General features: G+C 59.0%; 18 protein-coding genes and 3 pseudogenes. All 21 read left to right on the top strand.

What is annotated here, in order from left to right; genetic code table 11:
- The coding region (locus PACILC2_RS19785) for a hypothetical protein (RefSeq protein WP_213530339.1) at nt 1–231 on the top strand (231 nt) is incomplete at its 5' end.
- Between the two features lie 158 nt (nt 232–389).
- Nucleotides 390–1,997 carry a response regulator gene (locus PACILC2_RS19790; RefSeq protein WP_213530341.1) on the top strand — a complete coding sequence of 536 codons (1,608 nt, stop codon included), beginning with the start codon at nt 390–392 and terminating at the stop codon, nt 1,995–1,997.
- 8 nt (nt 1,998–2,005) lie between these two features.
- Nucleotides 2,006–3,928: a cache domain-containing sensor histidine kinase gene (locus PACILC2_RS19795; protein ID WP_213530343.1), complete on the top strand. Its 1,923-nt coding sequence runs from the start codon at nt 2,006–2,008 to the stop codon at nt 3,926–3,928.
- Nucleotides 3,925–4,926: a substrate-binding domain-containing protein gene (locus PACILC2_RS19800; RefSeq protein WP_213530345.1), complete on the top strand. Its 1,002-nt coding sequence runs from the start codon at nt 3,925–3,927 to the stop codon at nt 4,924–4,926. The genes PACILC2_RS19795 and PACILC2_RS19800 overlap by 4 nt, the downstream gene beginning before the upstream one ends.
- Nucleotides 4,927–5,087: 161 nt before the next feature.
- Nucleotides 5,088–6,587: a sugar ABC transporter ATP-binding protein gene (locus tag PACILC2_RS19805; protein WP_062492043.1), complete on the top strand. Its 1,500-nt coding sequence runs from the start codon at nt 5,088–5,090 to the stop codon at nt 6,585–6,587.
- Between the two features lie 29 nt (nt 6,588–6,616).
- Complete coding sequence (locus tag PACILC2_RS19810) at nt 6,617–7,603, top strand: ABC transporter permease (RefSeq protein WP_062492045.1); 987 nt, start codon at nt 6,617–6,619, stop codon at nt 7,601–7,603.
- Nucleotides 7,604–7,719: 116 nt separating this feature from the next.
- Nucleotides 7,720–8,724: an ABC transporter substrate-binding protein gene (locus PACILC2_RS19815; RefSeq protein ID WP_062492047.1), complete on the top strand. Its 1,005-nt coding sequence runs from the start codon at nt 7,720–7,722 to the stop codon at nt 8,722–8,724.
- Nucleotides 8,725–8,783: 59 nt separating this feature from the next.
- Nucleotides 8,784–9,428, top strand: a complete 645-nt coding sequence (fsa, locus tag PACILC2_RS19820; RefSeq protein WP_213530347.1) for a fructose-6-phosphate aldolase — start codon at nt 8,784–8,786, stop codon at nt 9,426–9,428.
- Nucleotides 9,429–9,554: 126 nt separating this feature from the next.
- Entirely contained in the window at nt 9,555–11,081 is a 1,527-nt protein-coding gene (locus PACILC2_RS19825; protein ID WP_213530349.1) for a xylulokinase, read from the top strand.
- 461 nt (nt 11,082–11,542) lie between these two features.
- Nucleotides 11,543–12,187, top strand: a complete 645-nt coding sequence (locus tag PACILC2_RS19830; RefSeq protein WP_213530351.1) for an ABC transporter ATP-binding protein — start codon at nt 11,543–11,545, stop codon at nt 12,185–12,187.
- Nucleotides 12,184–12,981, top strand: a complete 798-nt coding sequence (locus tag PACILC2_RS19835; RefSeq protein ID WP_213530353.1) for an ABC transporter permease — start codon at nt 12,184–12,186, stop codon at nt 12,979–12,981. The genes PACILC2_RS19830 and PACILC2_RS19835 overlap by 4 nt, the downstream gene beginning before the upstream one ends.
- A 20-nt stretch (nt 12,982–13,001) precedes the next feature.
- Nucleotides 13,002–13,418, top strand: a pseudogene (locus PACILC2_RS29915) (nitroreductase family protein); the annotation flags it as partial.
- 62 nt (nt 13,419–13,480) lie between these two features.
- Entirely contained in the window at nt 13,481–13,744 is a 264-nt protein-coding gene (locus tag PACILC2_RS29920) for a hypothetical protein (RefSeq protein ID WP_504739388.1), read from the top strand.
- Nucleotides 13,745–13,770: 26 nt separating this feature from the next.
- The gene (locus PACILC2_RS19845) at nt 13,771–14,292 is read left to right on the top strand and encodes a DUF2179 domain-containing protein (RefSeq protein WP_062492062.1); all 522 of its coding nucleotides are present in this window, start codon (nt 13,771–13,773) and stop codon (nt 14,290–14,292) included.
- Nucleotides 14,293–14,506: 214 nt separating this feature from the next.
- Nucleotides 14,507–15,569, top strand: a pseudogene (locus PACILC2_RS19850) (ABC transporter substrate-binding protein).
- Between the two features lie 118 nt (nt 15,570–15,687).
- Nucleotides 15,688–16,550, top strand: a pseudogene (locus PACILC2_RS19855) (ABC transporter permease).
- Complete coding sequence (locus PACILC2_RS19860) at nt 16,550–17,344, top strand: ABC transporter ATP-binding protein (RefSeq protein ID WP_062492064.1); 795 nt, start codon at nt 16,550–16,552, stop codon at nt 17,342–17,344. Before PACILC2_RS19855 ends, PACILC2_RS19860 begins: the two are co-directional and overlap by 1 nt.
- Before the next feature lie 607 nt (nt 17,345–17,951).
- Complete coding sequence (locus PACILC2_RS19865) at nt 17,952–18,965, top strand: LacI family DNA-binding transcriptional regulator (protein ID WP_160327779.1); 1,014 nt, start codon at nt 17,952–17,954, stop codon at nt 18,963–18,965.
- A gap of 5 nt (nt 18,966–18,970) precedes the next feature.
- Nucleotides 18,971–19,843, top strand: a complete 873-nt coding sequence (locus PACILC2_RS19870; protein WP_213530355.1) for a carbohydrate ABC transporter permease — start codon at nt 18,971–18,973, stop codon at nt 19,841–19,843.
- A gap of 14 nt (nt 19,844–19,857) precedes the next feature.
- Nucleotides 19,858–20,694 carry a carbohydrate ABC transporter permease gene (locus PACILC2_RS19875; protein ID WP_062492070.1) on the top strand — a complete coding sequence of 279 codons (837 nt, stop codon included), beginning with the start codon at nt 19,858–19,860 and terminating at the stop codon, nt 20,692–20,694.
- Nucleotides 20,695–20,839: 145 nt separating this feature from the next.
- Nucleotides 20,840–22,186, top strand: a complete 1,347-nt coding sequence (locus PACILC2_RS19880; RefSeq protein WP_213530357.1) for an ABC transporter substrate-binding protein — start codon at nt 20,840–20,842, stop codon at nt 22,184–22,186.
- The last annotated feature ends 7 nt before the right edge of the window (nt 22,187–22,193 follow it).

Consider the following 22,193-nt stretch of genomic DNA (forward strand, 5'->3'; position numbering starts at 1 on the left):
AAAATGGGGTTTCCCAACAGCCAGATTTTTGCAGGTTTTGTTCATTCGGCGCACCAAGCCAAATGTGCCCCGGGCGAAAAGATCGCCGTGTTTGCCGTGTTTGCCGGGAAGTACGGTTGCAGCAGTTCCTCATCCACACGGGGGCGTTCTTTTCCTTTTTCGAGAGAATTTTTCCCTTCCCTAATGAAACTTCGCGGTCTCTATATCGGTCAATGTCCGGACAGGCATTAATGTCATCCTTTAAAGCATCTTGCGATAACAGGCTGAACTGCAATTTGCCAGTTGTCCGCCGGTCCTTTCTTTGTGTACAATTTGAATGTGAAAAGGTTTACATTCGCCAATGGTCCATTTTTGCGCGATGCATCAGCCAACAGAGAGGGGCGGTTTCCATGTATGACATCCTGATCGTGGACGACGAAGCGGTCGTCCGGGAGATGATTCTTGAGCTGATTGACTGGAACAGCCACGGTTTCAACTGCGTCGGCCATTGCGAAAACGGAATGGAAGCGCTTGAGGCGGCGATCAGGCATCGTCCCGACGTCGTGCTTACCGATATTTCAATGCCGTTCATGGACGGTCTGGAGATGGCCCGCCGGCTGGCGGAGGAGCATCCCCGCTGCCGGATCGTCTTTCTGACCGGATATGACGATTTCGAATACGCCCGGCAGGCGGTCAAGCTCGGAGCGGACGATTATATTATGAAGCCGATTACGGCGGCCGAGCTTCGTGCGCTGCTGGATCGGCTGCGGACGGAGCTGGATGAGGAGCGTTCCCGGCTGGAGGATATGGACCGGCTGCGCCGGCAGCTGAACGAAAGCTTTCCGCTGCTTCGGGAGCGCTTTCTCGAGCGGCTCGTCATCACGGGCATGCGCAGCGGGGAAGCGGAAGAGAGGCTCGCCTATTTCGGGATCGGGCTTGACGGCCCGGACTATATCGTGCTCGCGGTCGACCCCGACCGCTTCCGGGAGCGCGACGGCGCCGAAGACCGGGAGCTGCTGCGCTTCGCCGTGTTCAACATCGTGCAGGAATTGGCGGGAAAGCAAGCCCGGTCGGCGGTATTCCGCAGCCGCGAGGAACGGGTGCTCGCCGTCTTGTCCGGCTTCCCGTCCGACGAATTGGAGGAGCGCGCGCAGCAGCTGGCCGAACGGGTTCGCGATGCGGCGGAGACGTATCTGAATATTACGGTGACGGTCGGCATCGGCCGTTCGGTCGGCGCGCTGCAGGAGCTGCGCCGTTCGTATCTGGACGCCGTGACGGCGCTGGAATACCGGCTGCTGCTCGGTGATAACCGCGTCATCAGCATTACGGATATGGAAGGCCGGGAGAGTGCCCGGTTTTTCGATACGGCGAAATGGGAACGAAAGCTCGTATCCGGCATCCGCACCGGCAACGGCGAAGAAGCGGACGAGGCGATAACGGAGACGTTCGCCCATTTGCGAACGGCGTTTCCGACCGTCGAACGCTGTTATATCCAGATTCAGAAATTGATCATCGCGCTGATTCAGACCGTTGCCGAGCTCGGCGGAGACGAGACGGAGCTGTTCGGCCGCGGGACGAATCCGTTTGCCGACGTTTACGCCCGCAAGACGCTCGACGAGATCGAAGAATGGCTGAAGGCGGCTTGCCGCCGCGCGATCGCCGCGGTAGCCGCGGCCCGGACCGATTTTTGCCGGCTGCAAATGTTGAACGCGGAAACGTATATTCGGGAACGTTACGGCGATCCGGAGCTGTCGCTCAAGGCGATTTGCCAGCATCTGCATATGAGCACGAGCTATTTCAGCGCCGAATTCAAGCGGCATACCGGCAAGACGTTCATTGAATATGTAACGGCCGAACGAATCGCCAAAGCGAAGGAGTTGCTTAAATTTTCCGATTTGAAGACTTACGAAATCGCGGCCAGGGTAGGTTATAAGGACCCGCATTATTTCAGCATGATTTTTAAGAAGGCGACCGGGGAGACGCCGAAGGAACATCGGCAGAAAGCGGCTTCGGAGTGATGGCGCGCATGAAATGGTTACCGTTCAAAAGCATTCAGACCAACATGGCGGCGGCGTTCGCGAGCCTCATTCTGCTGACGGTGCTGCTGCTCAGCTTTATCGCCTACCGCTTGTCCACGTCGGCGGTCAGAATGACCGCGGAAGACTATACGGCGGAGCTGGTCCGCCAGGTTAACGCGAACATCCGGACCTATGTCGACAATATGCACACGATATCGTCGCTGGCGCTGAACAACCGCGATGTCCGCTCGTACATTGCGGGCGCCGATTCGATGCCGAAGGAGAAGCGGAAGGAGACCGAGGAGCGGATTTCGGAGTTTTTTCATTCCATTCTCATTTCCCGGAAGGATATCGCCTCGATTAACATTTTCGGCTATGACGGTTCGTTCGTCTCCGACCGGCGGGACGCGGTGCTCAATCCGTACGTCAGCATCGCCGGGCAGTCATGGTACAAGCTGGCCAAAGCCGCCGATGGCGACGTCGTCATCTCGTCGTCGCATGTCCAGCCGATATTCAAGGACGAATACCGCTGGGTCGTATCGCTCAGCCGCGAGCTCCAGCGTGAGGACGGCACGGGCGTCGGCATTTTGCTTGTCGACCTCAATTTCAACGTCATGAACGATATGCTGACGCAAATCGATTTGGGGCAGCGGGGCTATGTCTTCATCGTCAGCCACGACGGCAATCTCGTGTACCATCCCCAGCAGCAGCTCGTATACAGCGGCTTGAAGAGCGAACGGGTTGACGACGTGCTGCGCCAGGGCAGCGGCAGCTTCATGACGGACGAAGGGAAGCAGAGCCGGATCTACACGATACAGGATACGGGATTCGGCTGGAAAATCGTCGGCGTTTCGTATGTCAGCGAGCTGGTCGGCAACAAGCGGCAGATGGATTTGTCGCTGGTCTTGTGGGGCAGTTTTTGCCTGCTCGTCGCGATCGCGCTGTCGGTGCTGCTGTCCCGCAAGCTGTCGCGGCCGATCAAGCGGCTGCAGGAGCGGATGCGGGAGGTCGAGCGCGGCAATCTGGACATTTACGTGCCGCCGGACAGCCAGCGCGAAATCGGCCTGCTTGCCCGCACCTTTAATATGATGGTGGCCCAGATCAAGGAATTGATGAGCCAGGTGGTGCGAGAGCAGGAATTCAAGCGGCAAAGCGAGCTTAACGCGCTGCAGGCGCAGATCAATCCGCATTTTCTGTACAATACGCTCGATTCGATCATCTGGATGGCCGAAGCGAAGAAGTCGGAGGAAGTCGTGCTCATGACGTCCGCGCTGGCCCGCTTGTTCCGCAGCTCGATCAGCAAGGACCAGGAGCTGGTGCCGATCCGGACGGAGATCGAACATATCACGAACTATTTGACGATCCAGAAGATGCGCTACAAACACAAGATCGATTACCGCATCGAGGTCGATCCCGCCATTCTCGACTGCCGGACGATCAAGGTGCTGCTGCAGCCGCTCGTGGAAAACGCGATTTACCACGGGTTGAAAAACAAATACGGCAGCGGTCTCATCCATATCACCGGCGAACGAATCGGCGACCGGATCGTGTTTCGGGTCGCGGACGACGGCGTCGGCATGGACGAGGAGACGCTTGGCCGGATATTGCGGCCGGACGGCCGGAAGGCCGAAGGGAGAGGCATCGGCGTCGCGAACGTGCACGCGCGGATTCAGCTGCATTTCGGCAGAGACTTCGGTCTGTCCTACGAGAGCGAGCCGGAGGTCGGCACGACGGTAACGGTGACCATTCCGGCGATCGAGCCGGATGCGGGCGAACATGCGGCGAACAGCGGGCAGCCGTCCGAGACGGAGCGCCGAGAAGACGGCGAGCAGCCGGGTGCGGGCGAACGCGCGGCGGACAGCGGGCAGCAATCCGAGGCGGGACCGGCGGATTCCGACGGGGCGTCCGGCGGAAAGGAGGAGTCGCGGTGACAGCCAGATTCGGACGATTGGGCAGGCTGCTGGCGCTGCTGGCGCTGGCGGCCGCGGGGGCGGCCTTCTGCTATGCGGCGGTCCGCTTTGCGGATTTAAGCGGCGGGAACGGCAAGCCGCGCATTACGGTCATTATTAAAGAATCGAAGTCGATGGAGTTTTGGCAAGTATTCGCGGACGGAGCGGAGACGGCGGCCAAAGAATTCGATGCCGACATCGAGGTGATCGGGCCTGAGAAGGAAACCGATATCGACGAACAGATTGCGATGATGGAGGCGGCAGTCGCCCGGAAGCCGGACGCGATCGTCCTGGCGGCCACCGACTTCAACCGGCTTGTGCCGGCAGCCCGGCAGGCCGGCGACGCCGGCATACCGCTCATTATGGCCGACTCGGGGATCAACAGCGATGTGCCGAAAAGCTTTATCGCGACGGACAATGTGGCGGCAGGGGAGAAGATCGGCGGTTTGATGGCGGAGGAACTGGCCGGCCGCGGCGGCAAAGTCGCCATTATCAGCTACGTCCAATGGACGGCGACGCAGCTGGACCGGGAGAGAGGCGTGCGCAACGTGCTGGAAGCGACGCCGGGCGTTGAAATCGTCGGCACCTTCTACAGCGACGGCATCGAGCGCAAAGCCTACGAAATGACGCTGGAACTGCTGAAGGAGCATCCCGATCTGAAAGGCATCGTCGGGCTGAACGAGGCGTCTTCGGTCGGTCCCGGCAAAGCGCTTCGCGACGCCGGTGCCGCCGGCCGCGTCAAGCTTGTCGGCTTCGACAGCTCGATCGAAGAGGTGAAGCTGCTCGAGGAAGGGGTCATGCAGGCGACGGTCGTGCAGCGGCCTTTCAATATGGGGTATCTGGGCGTCAAAACCGCGGTTCAGGCGATTCGGGGCGAGAAGGTGCCGCGCGTGATCGACACCGGCGCTGTCGTCATTACGAAGGCGAATATGTACGAGGACGAAAATCAGAAGCTGCTTTTCCCCTTTGTGGGAGAGTAGCTTTTTTTCTTTTGCATGAAAATAAGATATTCGACTTTTTGTGGAAGTTATTCTATTTTTCAATCGGCTGTATCCGCTTACAATTAGGGAACAGAAAGCAAATTTCGAAATCGCACCCGGATTCGATACCACCGGCAGCGAAGAATGAACGAGGTGATCGCATGAGCGAAATATTGGTCCGGATGGAAGAGATCAGCAAATCGTTTCCCGGGGTCAAGGCGCTCGACCGGTGCCGGTTCGAGCTGCGCGCCGGCGAAGTGCACGCGCTGGTCGGCGAGAACGGCGCAGGCAAGTCGACGATGATGAAAGTGCTGACCGGCGTATATACGAAGGATTCCGGTACGATCCAGTACAAAGGCCGCGAGTTTGCGCCGGCGAATACGAAAGCGGCGCAGGACGCGGGCATTATCATGATTCACCAGGAGCTGAACCTGGCGCAGGATCTGACCGTCGCGCAGAACATCTTTATCGGCCGCGAGCCGCGTCTGGCCGGGCTGTTCATCGATGAGAAGCGTCAGGAACGGATGGCGCAGGAGCTGCTGGACCGGCTGCACTTGAACGTCAGCCCCCGCACGCCCGTCTCCGAACTGACGGTGGCCAAGCAGCAGATGGTGGAAATCGCCAAGGCGCTGTCGTTCAATGCCCAGGTGCTCATTATGGACGAACCGACGGCGGCGCTCAGCGATTCGGAGATCGAAGACCTGTTCGCCATCGTGGAGCAGCTCCGCCGGGAAGGGGTGGGAATCGTTTATATTTCCCACCGGATGGACGAATTAAAGCGGATTACGGACCGCATTACGGTCATGCGCGACGGCGCCTACATCGATACGGTGAATACGGCCGACGTGACTGCCGATCAAATCATCTCGATGATGGTCGGCCGCGAGTTTTACCACAGCGTCCGTACGGACATCGTATCTGACAGCGGCGAGGTCGTGCTCGAAGTGAAAGGGCTGAACCGGGGCAAAACGCTCAAAAATATCCATTTTCAGCTGCGCAAAGGCGAAATTCTCGGATTCGCCGGCCTGGTCGGGGCGGGACGGACCGAAGTGGCGAGAGCGGTTTTCGGGGCGGACCCGATCGACTCGGGCGAAATTTACATCCGCGGCAAGCAGGTGACGCTGCGCAGTCCGTACGACGCGGTTCGCCACGGCATCGGCTATTTGTCCGAGGACCGCAAACGTTTCGGCTGCATCGTCGATATGGATGTCAAGACGAACGTCGCCATCGCCTCCTACCGTTCGTTCGCCGGTCCGCTAGGCATGATGAAGGACGGAGCGATCGCCAGGTCGGCGGAGCAAATGGTGGAGAAGCTTCGGGTCAAGACGCCGGGAATCGGCCAGAAAGTCAAGTTTCTGTCCGGCGGCAACCAGCAGAAAGTCGTCATCGCCAAATGGCTGGCCCGCAACTGCGACATCCTGATCTTCGACGAGCCGACCAGAGGCATCGATGTCGGCGCCAAAAGCGAAATTTACAAGCTGCTCGACGAGCTTGCCGCGCAAGGCAAGTCGATCATCATGATTTCGTCGGAACTGCCGGAAATATTGCGCATGAGCCATCGCGTCATCGTCATGTGCGAAGGGCGCATCACCGGCGAACTCAGGCACGATGAAGCGTCGCAGGAGAGCATCATGCGGCTGGCCACGAAGCACATGGCGTAAGCAAGACCATACAAAGGGGGAAACCGGACATGAATCCGTCTGTCGCAACGAACAAGGCATCCCGTTCCCGTATCCCTTCGGGAGCGCTTCAGCAGCTGCTGGCTTTCGCCAGCCTGATCGTCCTTATTATCGTATTTTCGGTATCTTCGAGCAATTTTCTGCAATTTTCCAATATCGTCGGCATCTTAATGTCGACGGCGGTTATCGGCGTGCTGGCGCTCGGCTCCACCTTCGTCATTATTACCGGCGGCATCGATTTGTCGGTCGGTACCGTTATGACGCTCAGCGCCGTCATGACCGGGGTGTTCATCACCTTCTGGGGGATGCCGGTGCCGATCGGCGTAATAGGCGGCATTCTGACCGGCGCGCTGTGCGGCTTTTTGTCGGGCGTGTTCGTCTCGAAGCTGAAAATTCCGCCGTTCATCGCTACGCTGGCGATGATGATGGTCGCCAAAGGGCTGGCGCTTGTCATCTCCGGCGCGAAGCCGATCTACTTCACGGATAAGCATGCGGAAGGCTTTTCGAAAATTTCGCTTGGCAGCGTGTTCGGCGTGCCGTTTGCCGTCTTCATCTTTTTCGGCGCAGCCATTATCGGCAGCATCTTGCTGTCCCGGACGATTATCGGAAGATACAACTTCGCGCTCGGCAGCAATGAGGAAGCGACCCGGCTGTCCGGGGTCAACGTCAACTTCTGGAAAATCGTCATCTACACGATTACCGGGACATTCACCGGCCTCGCGGGTGTGCTGATCGCTTCGCGGCTGAACTCGGCGAATCCCGCTCTCGGCCAGGGCTATGAGCTGGAAGCGATCGCGGCCGTCGTCATCGGCGGCACCTCGCTGAGCGGCGGCAAAGGGACGATTACCGGAACGGTGATCGGCGCCCTGATTATGAGCGTATTGACGAACGGGCTTCGCATCTTGTCGGTTCCGCAGGAATGGCAGACGGTCGTCGTCGGCCTGGTCATTCTGCTTGCGGTGTACACGGATATTTTGCGTCGCCGCAAATCGGCGTAACGGTCCGGCGCAGCTATCCGCCGTCATCGGCATGACGGGCGGCGGATGCAAATGCCGCTTTCAACTGGCGGCAACGGATCATTATCTGTATATATTGCGAAAAGGGGAGACTAAGGATGAAGAAAAGAACATTCGGCAAATTCGTCACGGTCGCGTCGGCGCTTGCGCTGTTCGCGTCGCTTATGGCCGCATGCGGGAGCAATTCGGAAAGCGCTCCCGGAGGAGAAAGCGCTTCCGGCGGCAACAGCGGAAAAATGTACATTCCGATCGTGTCCAAAGGATTCCAGCACCAATTTTGGCAAGCGGTCAAGCAGGGCGCCGAGAAGGCGGCCGCGGAGCTGGATGTGGAAATTACATTCGAAGGACCGGAATCCGAATCCCAGGTCGACAAGCAGATCGAAATGCTGCAGGTCGCGCTGGACAAAAAACCGGCTGCCATCGGCTTCGCGGCGCTCGACAGCAAGGCGTCCATTCCGCTGCTGCAGCAGGCGAAGGCGAACAACATCCCGGTCATCGCCTTCGATTCCGGCGTCGAGAGCGACATCCCGGTCGCCACGGCCGCTACCGACAATATCGCCGCAGCCGCTCTGGCCGCTGACAAAATGGCCGAGCTGATCGGCGGCGAAGGCGAAGTCGCCATGATCGTGCACGACCAGACGAGCCGCACCGGCGTCGACCGCCGCGACGGGTTCAAAAATCGGATCGAGGAGAAGTATCCGAACATTAAAATCGTCGACATTCAGTACGGCGGCGGCGACCATCTGAAATCGACCGACCTGGCGAAAGCGATTATGCAGGCTCATCCGAATCTGAAAGGCTTTTTCGGCGCCAACGAAGGCTCGGCCATCGGCGTCCTGAATGCGGTGAAAGAGATGAATAAGCAGGGCAAAATCGTCATCATCGGCTATGACTCCGGCAAGCAGCAAATCGATGCCATCCGCAACGGCGAGATGGCCGGCGCGATTACGCAAAACCCGATCGGCATCGGTTATGAAACGGTGAAGGCGGCCGTTGCGGCGGCGAAAGGCGAGAAGGTCGAGCCGAACATCGACACGGGCTTCTTCTATTACGACAAGTCGAACATGGATGACGAAGAGATCAAAGCGGTGCTGTACGAGTAAGATTGAAGGAATGAAGGCAAGAAAGGAATATCCGAACGGCAGCAGAAGAGGAGGCCGCAATGGAATTTTATATCGACACGGCGGATCTGGCGCAAATTAAAGAAGCGATGTCATGGGGCATTCTGGAGGGCGTGACGACCAACCCGTCGATCGTCGCCCGCGAGAAGCGCGGTTTCGAGGAATTGATCCGGGAGATCGCCCGGGAGACGCCGGGCAAAGTCTGGTGCGAAGTCATCGGCACGGACGCCGACACGATGGTGGAGGAAGCCCGCATGTTCCGGAATTGGGCGGATCGCGTCGTCGTCAAGCTGCCGATGGGCGCCGAAGGCGTCAAGGCGGCGAGCCGCCTGTCCAAGGAAGGAATCGAGACGAACATGACGCTCGTCTACTCGGTCGGGCAGGCGGTGCTGGCGGCCAAAGCGGGCGTCCGGTATGTCAGTCCCTATCTTGGGCGGGTTGACGATGTGGCATGGTCCGGCGCGACGCTGATCGGCGGCATCGTCGAGACGTTCGCCCGTCTCGGCTTGCCGACGAAGGTGATCGCCGCCAGCGTCCGCGGGCCGCAGCAGGTGCTCGATATGCTGAACCTCGGCGTGCACGCGGTGACGACGTCGTACTCGGTATGGGCGGCGATGATGAAGCACCCGATGACCGATATCGGACTGGAAGGCTTCTTGCGGGACTGGAAGGAAGCCGGTTTGTAACGAACCGGCGCAAGCGGAAGCGGCTGGCCGGTTCCGGCTGCAGGGGATCTGTCGTTCCCCCGGCCGGAGCCGGCCATTCGCGCTTTGACGGAATTACAGGACGAGGCTGACAAGGGAGGCTTGACGATGTCACGCTACATCATGGCGCATGATTTGGGAACATCCGGCCACAAATGCTCGGTGTTTGACTTGAACGGACAAGCGGTAGCTACGGCGTCTCTGTCTTATCCGACGCATTATGGCGACCGCGGCGAGGCCGAGCAGCATCCCGACGATTGGTGGGACGCGGTCGTACGGACGACGCGCGCCGTCCTGGAGCGCGTCGAGCCGTCCGCAATCGCCGCGGTCGGCTTCAGCGCCCATATGATGGGCGTCTGCCCGGTGGACCGGTCCGGCCGTCCGCTCGGACGGGCGATCATTCATGCGGACACCCGCAGCGCCGGGTTGGAGTCCGAGGCGTTCGCCCGGATGGACGAGGACCGTTTCTACGAGCGGACCGGCAACCGGATCGACAGCCATTACCCGCTGCTCAAGCTGATGTGGCTGAAACGGAACCGCCCCGATACGTATCGCGCGGCGGCGTATTTCCTGCAGCCCAAAGACTATTTGGTCTTTCGCATGTCCGGAACGCTCGGCATCACCGATTTCTCCGACGCTTCGCTGTCGGGTATGTTCGCCATCGGCAGCTGCCGCTGGGACGACGACATTTTGTCGGCTTTCGCTATCGACCGGGCGAAGCTGCCCGATATCGTCTCGTCGGCGACAGTGGCGGGAGGTGTGACGGCGGAAGCGGCGGCGGCGACCGGGCTGGCCGCCGGGACGCCGGTCGTGCTCGGCGGCGGCGACGGCTCTTGCGCCGCGCTCGGCGCCGGCGCGATCGCGCCGGGGGACGCTTATGTCTATCTGGGGACGACGGCCTGGGTGTCGCGGGCTTCCGCCTCGCCGATCGCGGACAAGGAGAAGCGGATCTTCACGATGTGCGGCCCGGAGGCGGGATTGTACTATGCACTCGGGACGATGCAGACGGCCGGCGCCGCCCATCAGTGGGCAATGCGCGAGCTCGGCTCGCGCGAGGCGCTGCTGGCGGAACGGGACGGCCAATCGCCTTACGGACTGATCGAGGATGAAATCGCCCGGATTCCCTGGGGTTCGGACGGCCTCCTGTTCCACCCGTACTTGCTGGGCGAGCGGTCCCCGATATGGGACGAGGAGGCGCGCGGTCTGTTTTTCGGGCTGGACGCCCGTCATACCCGTTTCCATATGCTGCGCGCCGTTATGGAGGGCGTCGGCTATGCGCTCCGGTCGATCGCCGAGCCGCTGCAGGGGCGGGAGCCCGCCGCTTGCTATACGGTTATCGGCGGCGGCATGAAAAGTCCGGCCTGGCGCGCGATTATCGCCTCCGCCCTGGACGCGCCGATCCGCGTGCCGGCGCAGACGGAGGAGGCGACGTCCCTCGGAGCGGCGATGTCGGCCGGCGTGGCGGCCGGCATCTATTCCGGCTATGCCGATGCGCGGCGCCGGTTCGCCGGGGAGGTCCGCGAGATCGTGCCGCAGGCCGACCGCGAGCGGGTGCTCGCGGGATACAGTCTATTCCGCGAGCTGTACGCCAGGCTGCGCGATTTGTATCCGCGGCTGCGGACGCTGCGCGCATAATGCGCGGCCGGCTCTGGGCCGCGAACGGGATGCAGCCGGCCGTAAACGGGGGCCGCAGCCGGGTCGTGGCCGGGCCGCAGACGACCGCGAACGGGTCGGAGCCGGCCACAGACAAGGCCACAAAATGGTCACAGACCGGCCGTAGCAGGGTCGCAACGTGCCGCCAACGGCCACAGCCGAACCGCAAACGGGCCGCAGCCGGGCCGCAAACGGGGGCCGCAGCCGGGCCGCCAACAGCCGCAGACGAGGCCGCAGCCGGGCCGCGCCGCGCCTTCGGGCGTCCGGCGCGGCCTGTCTGCGTTGCGCCGTACGGACGCCGCCATGCGCACGCCGCCGGGCCTGGCGGTCCGCTTCCCCCTTTTTTCCGCAGGCGCCGGCTTCCCCTTTTGTCCAAGACGGGTCCATGCGTTATACTAAATGAGCAACCATTCACCGGCAAGAAGCGGAGGAATGAAACGCTCGTGTTCAGACTGAAGGAAATAAGGGCGGCAGGCGTACTGGCTGTCGACGAGCTGGCGATTCCCGAAGGCCGAGTCGTCTGCATGACAGGAGAGAGCGGCAGCGGCAAAACGACGCTGCTGAAGCTGCTCAACGGCATGATGCCTTACGACTCGGGGGAAATCTATGTAAGAGGCGAGCCGTTGTCCGCCGTAGATCTCGTGGCGCTGCGCCGGCGCGTCATTATGTCGCCGCAAAACGCGGTCCTGTTCGGCTCCACCGTGCGCGACAATTTGCAGGCCGGGCTCGGCTTTTCCGGCCGGCCGCCGGCATCGGCGGAGGCGCTGCGCGAAGCGCTGGAGACGGTCTGCCTGCGCAAGGAGCCGGACGACAGGACGGATACGCTGTCCGGGGGCGAGAAGCAGCGGCTGGCGCTGGCGCGCGTGCTGCTGATGGAGCCGGAAGTGTGGCTTATGGACGAGCCGACGTCGGCGCTCGACGAACGGACCTCGCTGGAAGTGATGGCCCGGCTTGTGCGGCGAATGAAGGCCGGCGGCCGGACGATCGTCATGGTTACCCATTCGCCGTCCGTCGTCCGCTCGTTTGCCGAATTTCTCATCGAAGTTCGGGCCGGACGGGTCGTCCGGGCGGAAGAGGTGAAATCGTGAACGGACCGATCGACCTCGAATGGTACCGGCTTGCGGCCGCTTATTTGTTCGTGCTGCTGCCGCTTGCGATCGTCAAGTGGAAAGGCATCAACCGCGAGCGGGACATTGCCGTCGCCGCTTTCCGCATGACGGTGCAGCTCATTCTGGTCGGCTACCTGCTGCAATATGTGTTCGTCAACGCCCATCCGCTCTATACGATCGTTCTGGTCGGCATCATGGTCGCCTTCTCGATCCGCACGGTGCTGAATCGGGCGAAGCGCAAGGCCGGCCCCCGGCTGCGGCGATGGATCGCGCTGTCGATGATGACGGGCATCCTGTTCAGCATCGCCTATTTTATCCTCGTCATCATCGGGCTTGAGCCGTGGTATGAGCCGCGCTACGTCATTCCGATCGCCGGGATGATCGTCGGCAATTCGATGACCGGGATCGCGCTCGGCGTCAATACGCTGATGGAAGGCATGGAAAGCCGCAGGGCGCACATCGAGGCGGCGCTTATGCTCGGGGCCACGCCGAAGCAGGCGTGCCGGGACATCGCCAATCAGGCGTTCGACGATGCGATGCTGCCGACGATTCATTCGATGCTCGGAATGGGCATCGTGTTTCTTCCCGGCATGATGACCGGCCAGATTTTGGGCGGCGCTTCGCCGCTTGTCGCAATCGAGTACCAAATTGCGGTCATGCTCAGCATGCTCGGCAGCGTGGCGCTGTCCGCGCTGATGTTCGCCCAGTTCGGCTACCGCTTCTATTTCAATTCGCGGCAGCAGCTCGAAAGCGGCGAATCCCCAGTTCAATGAAGGAAAGGCGGAATGAATCCATGGCAACGGCCAACGAAACGATCGAACGGCTGCTTCGGCACCGCTCCGTCCGCCGTTTTACGGACGAGCCGGTCGGCCGGGAGCGGCTTGAGCTGATCATCCGCAGCGCGCAGATGGCGTCCACTTCAAGCAACATGCAGGCTTACAGCGTCATTGCCGTGGACGATCCCGACAAACGGCGCCAAATCGCCGAATGGGCCGGCGGGCAGCGGCATGTCGAGCAGGCGCCCGTATTTCTTGTCTGGTGCGCCGACCTGTACCGCTTCGGCGAAGCGGTGCGCATGCACGGCGGATCGTTCGAACCGACGCTCGAATATTTTATCGTCAGCACGGTCGACGCCGCGCTTGCCGCCCAGAACGCCGCGGTTGCCGCCGAATCGCTCGGTCTCGGCATCGTCTATATCGGTGGCATCCGCAACCGGCTGTCCGACGTGGCGGAGCTGCTGCAGGTCCCGCCGCTCGTCTATCCGGTTTCGGCATGTGCATCGGCGTTCCCGCGGACGACCCCGACATCCGTCCCCGCCTTCCGCTTGAGGCGGTGCTGCACCGGGAGGCTTACGACGCCGCGGGGCAGGAAGCGTATATTCGCCGGTATGACGAGACGTACAGGCAGTATGCGGCCGGGAGGAAGGGCGGCACGAAGCAAACGACCTGGTCGCGGGACATGGAGGCGCGTACGCGCTATCCGTCCAGACGTCATGGCGAAGTGCTGCGCCGGCAAGGGTTCCGGTTCGAGGAGTAGCATTTGACAAGGAGAGTTGAAGCATCATGGTATCGCTCGGTTTGATCGGAACGATTGTCGGGATCAATGTCGCATATGTGTCGATTTACACGCTCAGGCTCATTTTGACGATCAAAGGTCGGAAAGCGGCGGCCGCGCTCATGTCGGTCATCGAAGTGTTCATTTATTTGACCGGTTTGAATCTGGTTCTGCAAAATCTCGACAATCCGGTCAACATGATCGCGTATTGCATCGGTTTCGGGCTGGGCGTCTATTTGGGCAGCGTCATTGAAGAATATTTGGCGCTCGGCTATACGGTGGTGCAGGTCATCGTCGATTCGCTGCAGATGGAGCTGCCGAACGAGCTGCGCAAGCTCGGCTACGGCGTCACGTCCTGGGAAGCGCGGGGAAGGGACGGCGGCCGGCTCGTCATGCAGGTGCTGGTGAAGCGAAGCAACGAGCGGCGGATGATGGAGACGATCAACCGCATTTCGCCCAGGGCATTCGTCATCTCGCATGAGCCGAAGCATTTCAAGGGCGGGTTCTGGGTCAAGCTGACGAACCGGTAGATGTGGAGTTTCCGGGATTAAACAATTGACGGTAAAGCGCGGTACATTTAATATAGGTAAATAATAGAGTTATATAAAGGGGATTTCGCGCCAAAAAACGTTGTGCGTCAACGCGTTATGGCTTTTATCCGTTAAAGCGGAAAGGTTGCGCAAATGCATATTTGACGTGTCGGAATTTCCCGGAAACGCCAAATTCGAGAGAGGGGATATCAGGTTGAAAAAGAAGCTTTGGTTGTCATTGGCGCTTGCCGCCACGATGGTCGTCGGCGCGGCTTGCGGCGCAACCGGGGACAAGGCTGGAGAAGGCGGTTCATCCAGCGGAGGCAGCGGCGGAGCCGAAGGAACCGGTGCCGGTCAGGAGCAGAAGACGTATACGATCTCCATTTCGCAATATTTGAGCCATCCGTCGCTCGACGCGACCCGCGACGGCTTTCTGGCTGCACTGAAAGACGGCGGCTTCGTCGAAGGGGAAAACCTCAAGATCGATGAAAACAACGCGCAGGACGATTCGACCAACAACCTGTCGATCGCGCAAAAAATTGCCGGCAGCAAGAGCGATCTCGTGCTGGCGATCGCGACGCCTTCCGCTCAAGCCGTCGTACAGAAGGTCAAAGACCGTCCGGTGCTGTTCGCCGCGGTGACCGACCCTGTCGATGCCAAAATTATCGGTTCGATGGACAAGCCGGGCGGCAACGTTACCGGCGCTGCGGATACCAATCCCGAGGCCACGGTCCGGCTGATGGATTTTGTCGCGGAACATTTTCCGAACGTGAAAAAATCGGCATTATTATCAACAAGGGCGAACCGAACGCGGTCGTCATGTCGAAAAACGCGAAGGAAGCGCTGGCCAAGCACGGTATCGAGCTGGTGGAGGCCGCCATTACCAATTCGTCCGAAGTGAAGCAGGCCGCCGAATCGCTTGTCGGCCGGGTGGACGCTTTCTTCATCACGCTGGACAACCGTGTCGTCAGCGCCGTCGATTCGATTATCCAGGTTGCCAACGCGAACGATATTCCGTTCTTCTCCAGCGACCGCGATACGGTCGAGAAAGGGGCTTTCGCCACGGTCGGCTTCAAATATTACGACCATGGCTACCAAGTCGGCGAGATGGCCGTCGATATTTTGAAAACGGCGCGAATCCGGGCGACATGAAAGTTACCGTGCCGGAAAAGCTTGACCTGATTCTGAACCTGAAAGCGGCGCAGGAGCAAGGTATCGAAGTGACTGACGAAATGAAAGCCGGCGTGCAGGATCAGCAAAACAACATCATCGAGTAAACGGCAACAGAAGGGGTGGGCGGATACTCACGTCCCCCCTTTTTCTCGGTTCTGAAGGAGTGATGGTTTCGTGGTTCAAATTACCGGAGCGCTTGAGCTCGGGCTGCTGTATGCGTTAATGGCGCTCGGGGTTTATATAACGTTCCGCATTCTCGATTTTCCCGATTTGACGGTCGACGGCAGCTTCACGACGGGAGGGGCTATCGCCGCCGTCCTGATTACGAAGGACGTCTCGCCCTGGCTGGCGACGATCGCCGCGTTCGCCGGCGGCATGCTGGCGGGCGCCTGTACCGGACTGCTGCATACGAAAGGCAAGATCAACGGGCTTTTGTCCGGCATTCTAATGATGATCGCCCTTTATTCGATCAACACGCGCATCATGGGCGTGCCCAACATTTCGCTGATCGGCGTGGATACCGTGTTTTCCGGCATCTCCGTGCTCGTCATGATGCCTATCGTCGTCGTGCTGATCAAGCTGCTGCTGGACGGCTTTTTGCATACCGACTTGGGTCTTGCGCTGCGTGCGACCGGAGACAACGAGCGGATGATCCGCAGTCTCGGCGCCAATACCGATACGACGAAAATTATCGGCGTTTCGCTGTCCAACGGTCTCGTCGCGCTTTCCGGCGCGCTCATCGTCCAGCAGTCGGGCTTTGCGGATATTTCGATGGGGATCGGCATGATCGTGATCGGACTCGCTTCGGTCATTATCGGAGAGGCGATCACCGGAGCCCGCAAAGTGTTTTGGGTGACGCTTGCCGTCGTGATCGGTTCGATCGTTTACCGGCTCGTCGTCGCGCTGGCGCTGCGGGTCGAATGGCTGGAAGCGTATGACGTGAAGCTGATTACCGCCGTCATCGTTATTTTCGCGCTTGTATTCCCGTCGATGCAGCGTTCGGTCAGCCAGAAAAGACGGCACGCAAACGTTCGGCCCAGCTGCTGGGCGCGGGCGGGCAGCCGGATGCGGGAGGGGAACGCTGATGCTGGAAATTTCGAACGTATCGAAGCTGTTCAATCCCGGAACGGTCGACGAGAAGATCGCCCTGGCCGGTATCCGCCTTCATCTGAATCCGGGCGATTTCGTCACCATTGTCGGCAGCAACGGAGCGGGCAAATCGACGCTGATGAATATGATTTCGGGCGTGCTGAAGCCGGATACGGGGGAAATCCGGATCGACGGGCGGAACATTACGGCGCTTCCGGAGTTCAAGCGGAGCAGCTGGATCGGCCGCGTCTTTCAGGACCCGATGGCCGGAACGGCGCCGCATATGACGATCGAGGAAAACCTGGCGATGGCTTACCGGCGCGGACAGAGCCGCGGTTTGCGCTTCGGCGTCAACCGGAAGAAGCGCGAGATGTTCCGCGATCAGCTTAGCCGTCTCGGCATCGGTCTCGAGAATCGTCTCGGCGCCAAGGTCGGCCTGTTGTCCGGCGGCGAGCGTCAGGCGCTCAGCCTGCTCATGGCGACGTTCACGAAGCCGCAAATTTTGCTTCTGGACGAGCATACGGCGGCGCTCGACCCGAACCGGGCCGAGCTGATTACGGCGCTTACCGACTCGATCGTCCGCGAAATGAAGCTGACGACGCTGATGGTGACGCACAACATGGAGCAGGCAATCCGTCTCGGCAACCGTCTCATTATGATGGACAAAGGCCGCATTATTCTCGATATCGAAGAAGAACAGAAGAAGCATCTGACCGTCGAGCGGCTGCTTGGCGAATTCGAACGGATCAGCGGCAGGAAGCTGGCGGACGACCGGGTCGTGCTGGGCTGACGCCGGCAATAGAGGTTATACGGCTTCGCCGGTTTGCGGCGAAGCCGTTTGTCGTATTTGCGCATCCTAGAAATTTCCATTCGCTCTCTCGCTTGACAGATTCGACGGTCCAAGGTAAGATCAAGACATAAATAGTTCGTTGCGAAAAATGGGAACGTTCCCAAAATTCGATGCCATGAAGCCGCGAGTCGATGAAGTCACACATCGATGGAGCCTCGAATCGATAAAACCACGCGCCGGTGATGCCAATCGTCGATGATGCCCGTACCGGGCATGACGACGCCATGGCATGATCGCCGCATGCGGGAAAGCGCTGTATGGTGGCTGTTCTCGCACGCTTTTGCTGTAAGAATTAATGATTGCCGGACATTCCAAAGCAAATGGAGGCGATCGAAGATTGTTTTTCGCAATAAAATGGGAACGTTCCCGAAAAGTCGTGCCAGATGGCATGCATAACTTGAAAGCGGTTCATTTTCGCGAAAATGGGAACGTTCCCAAAATAGAATTCGCAAATTTTCCGAATCCGGAAATGATCGCGTTTTCGAGGGAAATTTGCGTATTTTATTACGGCGATACGCACCATTATTTTTGAAAACGGGGGATGGCAATGGGGCCGACAATTCATGATGTAGCGCGACTTGCGGGCACATCCAAAAGTACGGTTTCGCGCTATTTGAACGGACAGAAGGTGAAGAAAGAGACACAGGAGGCGCTTGAGCGGGCGATCCGGGAGCTGAATTTTCACCGCAACGCCAATGCGCGCCGGCTGGTCATGAGCAAAACGAACACGATCGGCGTCATCGTCGACGATATTTCGAACATTTTCTATTCCGGCATCATCCGGGGCATCGAGCAGGTCGCCAAGCTGAAAGGATATAACTGTATTTTTCTCAGCTGGACTTCGAACTATAACAACGAAATTTCATTTCTGAACCTGTTGTACGAGGGCCAGGTCGACGGTCTTATCCTCGTCAGCTTCCGGAAACGCGAACCGGAAGATTTGATGAAGATTAAAGAGACGACTTATCCGGTCGCGATTATTGGCGATCACGGGGAGATGGACGGCCTGTTCTCGGTCGATGTCGACAATGCGGCCGGCGTCGCCGACATTGTCGCTTATTTGCACGGGCTTGGACACCGCCGGGTCGCGTACATCGCCGGTCCCGCGCATGCGGCCGCGAACAAGTACCGGCTGAAAGGCTACCGGCAGGCAATGGAGCGGCTCGGCATGACCTACAATCCGGACCTCGTCGTCGAATCGGACTGGAGCAACCAGGGCGGCTACGAGGCGATGAAGCGTCTTATGGCCGTCAGAGGCTTCACGGCCGTCATCGCCTCCAACGACGAGACGGCTATCGGCGCGCTGCGGGCGGCGCAGGAACAGGGATGGACGGTGCCGGAGGAGCTGTCGATCGTCGGTTTCGACGACATTACGATATCCGAATGGGTCTATCCGTCGCTGACGACGGTTCGCCAGCCGTTTCTGGAAATGGGAAAGCAGGCGGCCGAAGGCCTGTTCGACAAAATTGAAGGTACGAATCGGTTCAGTCCGGTGAGCCGTCTGTTGAAGCCGAAGCTGATCATCCGCGATTCCTGCGGGCAAATTGAAGCAAAGGATTGAATCCGATGAATACGAAAGTGAACAAATCGTATTACGGCTATTTCTTCATTGCGCCGTTCTTTGTCGGCTTTACCGTTTTCGGTCTGGTGCCGATTTTGTATACGCTCTACTTAAGCTTTATGAAATGGGACGGCTTCACCGATCCGGTGTACGTCGGGCTGGCCAACTACAGCCGGCTGCTGCAGGACAGCTTCTTCTACCAGACGATCGGAAACACGCTCATCATATGGATTTTGTCTATCGTGCCGCAGCTCATTCTGGCGCTGCTGCTTGCGCTCATCCTGAATGAGAAATTCGTGCGCGGCAAGCACTTTTTCCGGGCGGTCTACTTCTTCCCGCACATCGTGACGCCGGTAACGCTCGGGGTTATGTTCAGCCTCTTGTTCGACTGGCAGACGGGCAGCGTCAACAAGCTGCTGATGAGCGTCGGCATCCTTCAGGAGCCGTTCAACTGGTTCAACAGTCCGCTCTGGTCGCGGATCATTGTAGCGCTTGTCACGTGCTGGCAATATTTCGGCTTTAACATGATCGTATTCATCGCCGGCCTGCAAGCTATCCCCGAAACGGTCTACGAAGCGGCGGAGGTGGACGGCGCGACGAGAACCCAGATCGCTCTCAAAATTACGCTGCCGCTGCTGCGGCCGGTATTTCTGTTTACGTTCATCACGTCGGTAATCGGCGGCCTGCAGCTGTTCGATTCGGCGCTCATGCTGGGGGCGGGCCCGGAAAACTCGACGCGGACGATGGTCATGTACCTGTATGAAACCGCCTTTAAAAACTTCGATTACAGCTACGGCTCTGCGGTCGCTTTCGGCATCTTTGCCGTCGTCATGTTCTTCACGGCGGTTACGGCCAGAGCGTCGAAACTGAAAGAATAGGAGGAGCGGCAGCCATGCAAGGAGCAACGAAACAACCGATCGCGGTCGTCATCATCCTGTACGCGTTTCTGATCGCGGTGGCCATTACGTGTTTATTGCCGTTTTACAGCATGTTCATTACGTCGACGCACGCCAATTCCGATATCGCCAGACGGCTGTTGCTGATTCCGGGCGACCAGTTCATGGCCAACTACGAACGGCTGATCGATACGGTCAATATTTGGCGGGGGTTCCTGAACACCGTATTCATCACGGTGACGGCGACGGCGATCAACCTGTATTTCGCGGCGCTCGGCGGCTACGGCTTCTCCAAGTACCAGTTCCGGTTCAAAGGCTTTCTGTTCCTGTTCGTGCTCGGCACGATGATGATTCCGGGGCAGCTTGGCATTATCGGCTTCTACAAGCTGATGGACGCGTTCCATATGCTGAACACGTACTGGCCGCTCATTTTGCCGTCGATTTATAACGCTTTCGGCATTTTCCTGATGAAGCAGTTCGCCGATTCGTCGGTTCCGACGGAAATTATCGAATCGGGCCGGATCGACGGCAGCGGAGAACTCGCCATCTTTCACCGCATCGTCCTGCCGTTGATGGGACCGGCTATGGCGACGCTCGGCATCTTCGCATTCATCGGCAAGTGGAACGACTTTCTGAACCCGATGATCATTTTGTTCGACAACGAGCTGCAAACGCTGCCGGTCATGATCGCAAGCGTAAAATCGCAATTTTCGTCCGACTTCGGCGCGCAGTACGTCGGCATCGTGATTTCCGTCGTGCCGATTCTCATCTTCTTCTCGTTCATGTCGAAACGGATTATCAGCGGCGTGGCGGCGGGAGCGGTGAAAGGCTGAAGCGGGCCGCGCGGAGGAAAATCTGATGGGAGGTGATGCCGGGGCACGGTTGTCGGCTGAAACGGTTTGGGATTCGTATCGGTGCTTTTACAAGGAAGGGTCGAAAGGATCAGACAAGTCTGAACAAACTTAAGGGGCGATCACGATGAACTTGAAGAAATGGTTTGTGGCAACGCTGGCCATCATGATGGTTGTGAGCCTTCTGGCCGCCTGCGGCGGCAAAAGCGGAGACGGCGCACAGGACAGCGCCGGCAATACAAACAGCGAAACATCAGGCGATACGTCCGGCGATACGTCCGGCGCGCCGGGCGGGGAGACGGGCGAGCTCAAGGGCAACCTCGTCATCTGGACGTTCTTCGATCAGGTCAATGAAATGGCGAAAAAATTCGAGGAGAAACATCCGGGCGTCAAGGTGGAAGTGAAAATGTTTCCCGGCGACCAATATCAGACGAAGCTGCTGACGGCGCTGCAGTCCGGACGCGATGTGCCGGATATATTCGATCTGGAACGGGCGTATATCGGCAAATTTATCGACTCTCCGTTCGTAGCCGATTTGTCGGCGATGGGCGCGGACGAACTCGTTCAAAATTACATTCCGTACGTGAAGGAGCTTGGCGTTTCGGCAGACGGCAAAGTGCGGGCGATCTCCGATCACTCCTCTCCCGGCGGCTTCTGGTATATTCGGGAAAATGCGAAAAAGTATCTCGGTACCGACGATCCGGACGAAATCAGCGCGATGGTCGACAGCTGGGATAAAATTATCGAGCTTGGCCAAAAGGTGTACGCCGAAAGCGGCGGCAAAGTGCATCTGATCGCCAATGCGGGCGATGTGTTCGATATGGCCGCCTACAACGTCGAGCCGTGGGTGAAGGACGGCAAGCTGAACATCGATCCGAAATGGCAGGAATATTATGAGGTGCAAAAAGAAATCCGCAACAACAATGTCGACGCCAAACTGCCGTTCATGTCGGCCGGCTGGGGCAACGCCCTGAACGACGGCAGCGTCGTGCTCGTCTCGATGCCGGCATGGGCCGGGTTCATGGTCGACAACAAGGACGACAAAGCGGTCGGCAAATACGGCGTGGCGAAGACGCCGCTCGGTTTCTATGTCGGCGGCACGTATCGGGCCATTTACGAGAAATCCGAAAACAAGGAGCTTGCCTACGAATTTATCAAATATATCGCGAGCCCGGAATGGCAGGAATACAACCTGAACAAGACCGGCAATATGCCAGGCAATGCCGAAGTATACGAGAAAAACCTGGACACGTTCAAATCGCCGATGTTCGGCGACCAGAACATTCTGAAGCCATACTATGAAATGGTCAAAGCGATGCCGGGACTGAAAGCGGATAAATACGGCGAGGACATTTTGAGCAAATGGCGGAAAGTCGCCGGTGAAGGTATCACGAACAATACGCCGTACGAGGATGTCGTCGCCGCATTCAAAAAAGAAGTGAAAAACGCGTTCCCCGAGCTGCAGATCGACTGACAACGGA

The sequence above is a fragment of the Paenibacillus cisolokensis genome (assembly GCF_018403665.1).
Taxonomy (GTDB): Bacteria; Bacillota; Bacilli; order Paenibacillales; family Paenibacillaceae; genus Paenibacillus_AH; species Paenibacillus_AH cisolokensis.

What these genes read in the sequence shown, in the direction of transcription:
- PACILC2_RS19810 (WP_062492045.1), top strand. Translation starts at nt 6,617, where the DNA reads ATGAATCCGTCTGTCGCAACGAACAAGGCATCCCGTTCCCGTATCCCT.
- PACILC2_RS19790 (WP_213530341.1), top strand. Translation starts at nt 390, where the DNA reads ATGTATGACATCCTGATCGTGGACGACGAAGCGGTCGTCCGGGAGATG.
- PACILC2_RS19860 (WP_062492064.1), top strand. Translation starts at nt 16,550, where the DNA reads ATGCTGGAAATTTCGAACGTATCGAAGCTGTTCAATCCCGGAACGGTC.
- PACILC2_RS19865 (WP_160327779.1), top strand. Translation starts at nt 17,952, where the DNA reads ATGGGGCCGACAATTCATGATGTAGCGCGACTTGCGGGCACATCCAAA.
- fsa (WP_213530347.1), top strand. Translation starts at nt 8,784, where the DNA reads ATGGAATTTTATATCGACACGGCGGATCTGGCGCAAATTAAAGAAGCG.
- PACILC2_RS19795 (WP_213530343.1), top strand. Translation starts at nt 2,006, where the DNA reads ATGAAATGGTTACCGTTCAAAAGCATTCAGACCAACATGGCGGCGGCG.
- PACILC2_RS19880 (WP_213530357.1), top strand. Translation starts at nt 20,840, where the DNA reads ATGAACTTGAAGAAATGGTTTGTGGCAACGCTGGCCATCATGATGGTT.
- PACILC2_RS19875 (WP_062492070.1), top strand. Translation starts at nt 19,858, where the DNA reads ATGCAAGGAGCAACGAAACAACCGATCGCGGTCGTCATCATCCTGTAC.
- PACILC2_RS19815 (WP_062492047.1), top strand. Translation starts at nt 7,720, where the DNA reads ATGAAGAAAAGAACATTCGGCAAATTCGTCACGGTCGCGTCGGCGCTT.
- PACILC2_RS19805 (WP_062492043.1), top strand. Translation starts at nt 5,088, where the DNA reads ATGAGCGAAATATTGGTCCGGATGGAAGAGATCAGCAAATCGTTTCCC.
- PACILC2_RS19825 (WP_213530349.1), top strand. Translation starts at nt 9,555, where the DNA reads ATGTCACGCTACATCATGGCGCATGATTTGGGAACATCCGGCCACAAA.
- PACILC2_RS19870 (WP_213530355.1), top strand. Translation starts at nt 18,971, where the DNA reads ATGAATACGAAAGTGAACAAATCGTATTACGGCTATTTCTTCATTGCG.
- PACILC2_RS29920 (WP_504739388.1), top strand. Translation starts at nt 13,481, where the DNA reads ATGTGCATCGGCGTTCCCGCGGACGACCCCGACATCCGTCCCCGCCTT.
- PACILC2_RS19845 (WP_062492062.1), top strand. Translation starts at nt 13,771, where the DNA reads ATGGTATCGCTCGGTTTGATCGGAACGATTGTCGGGATCAATGTCGCA.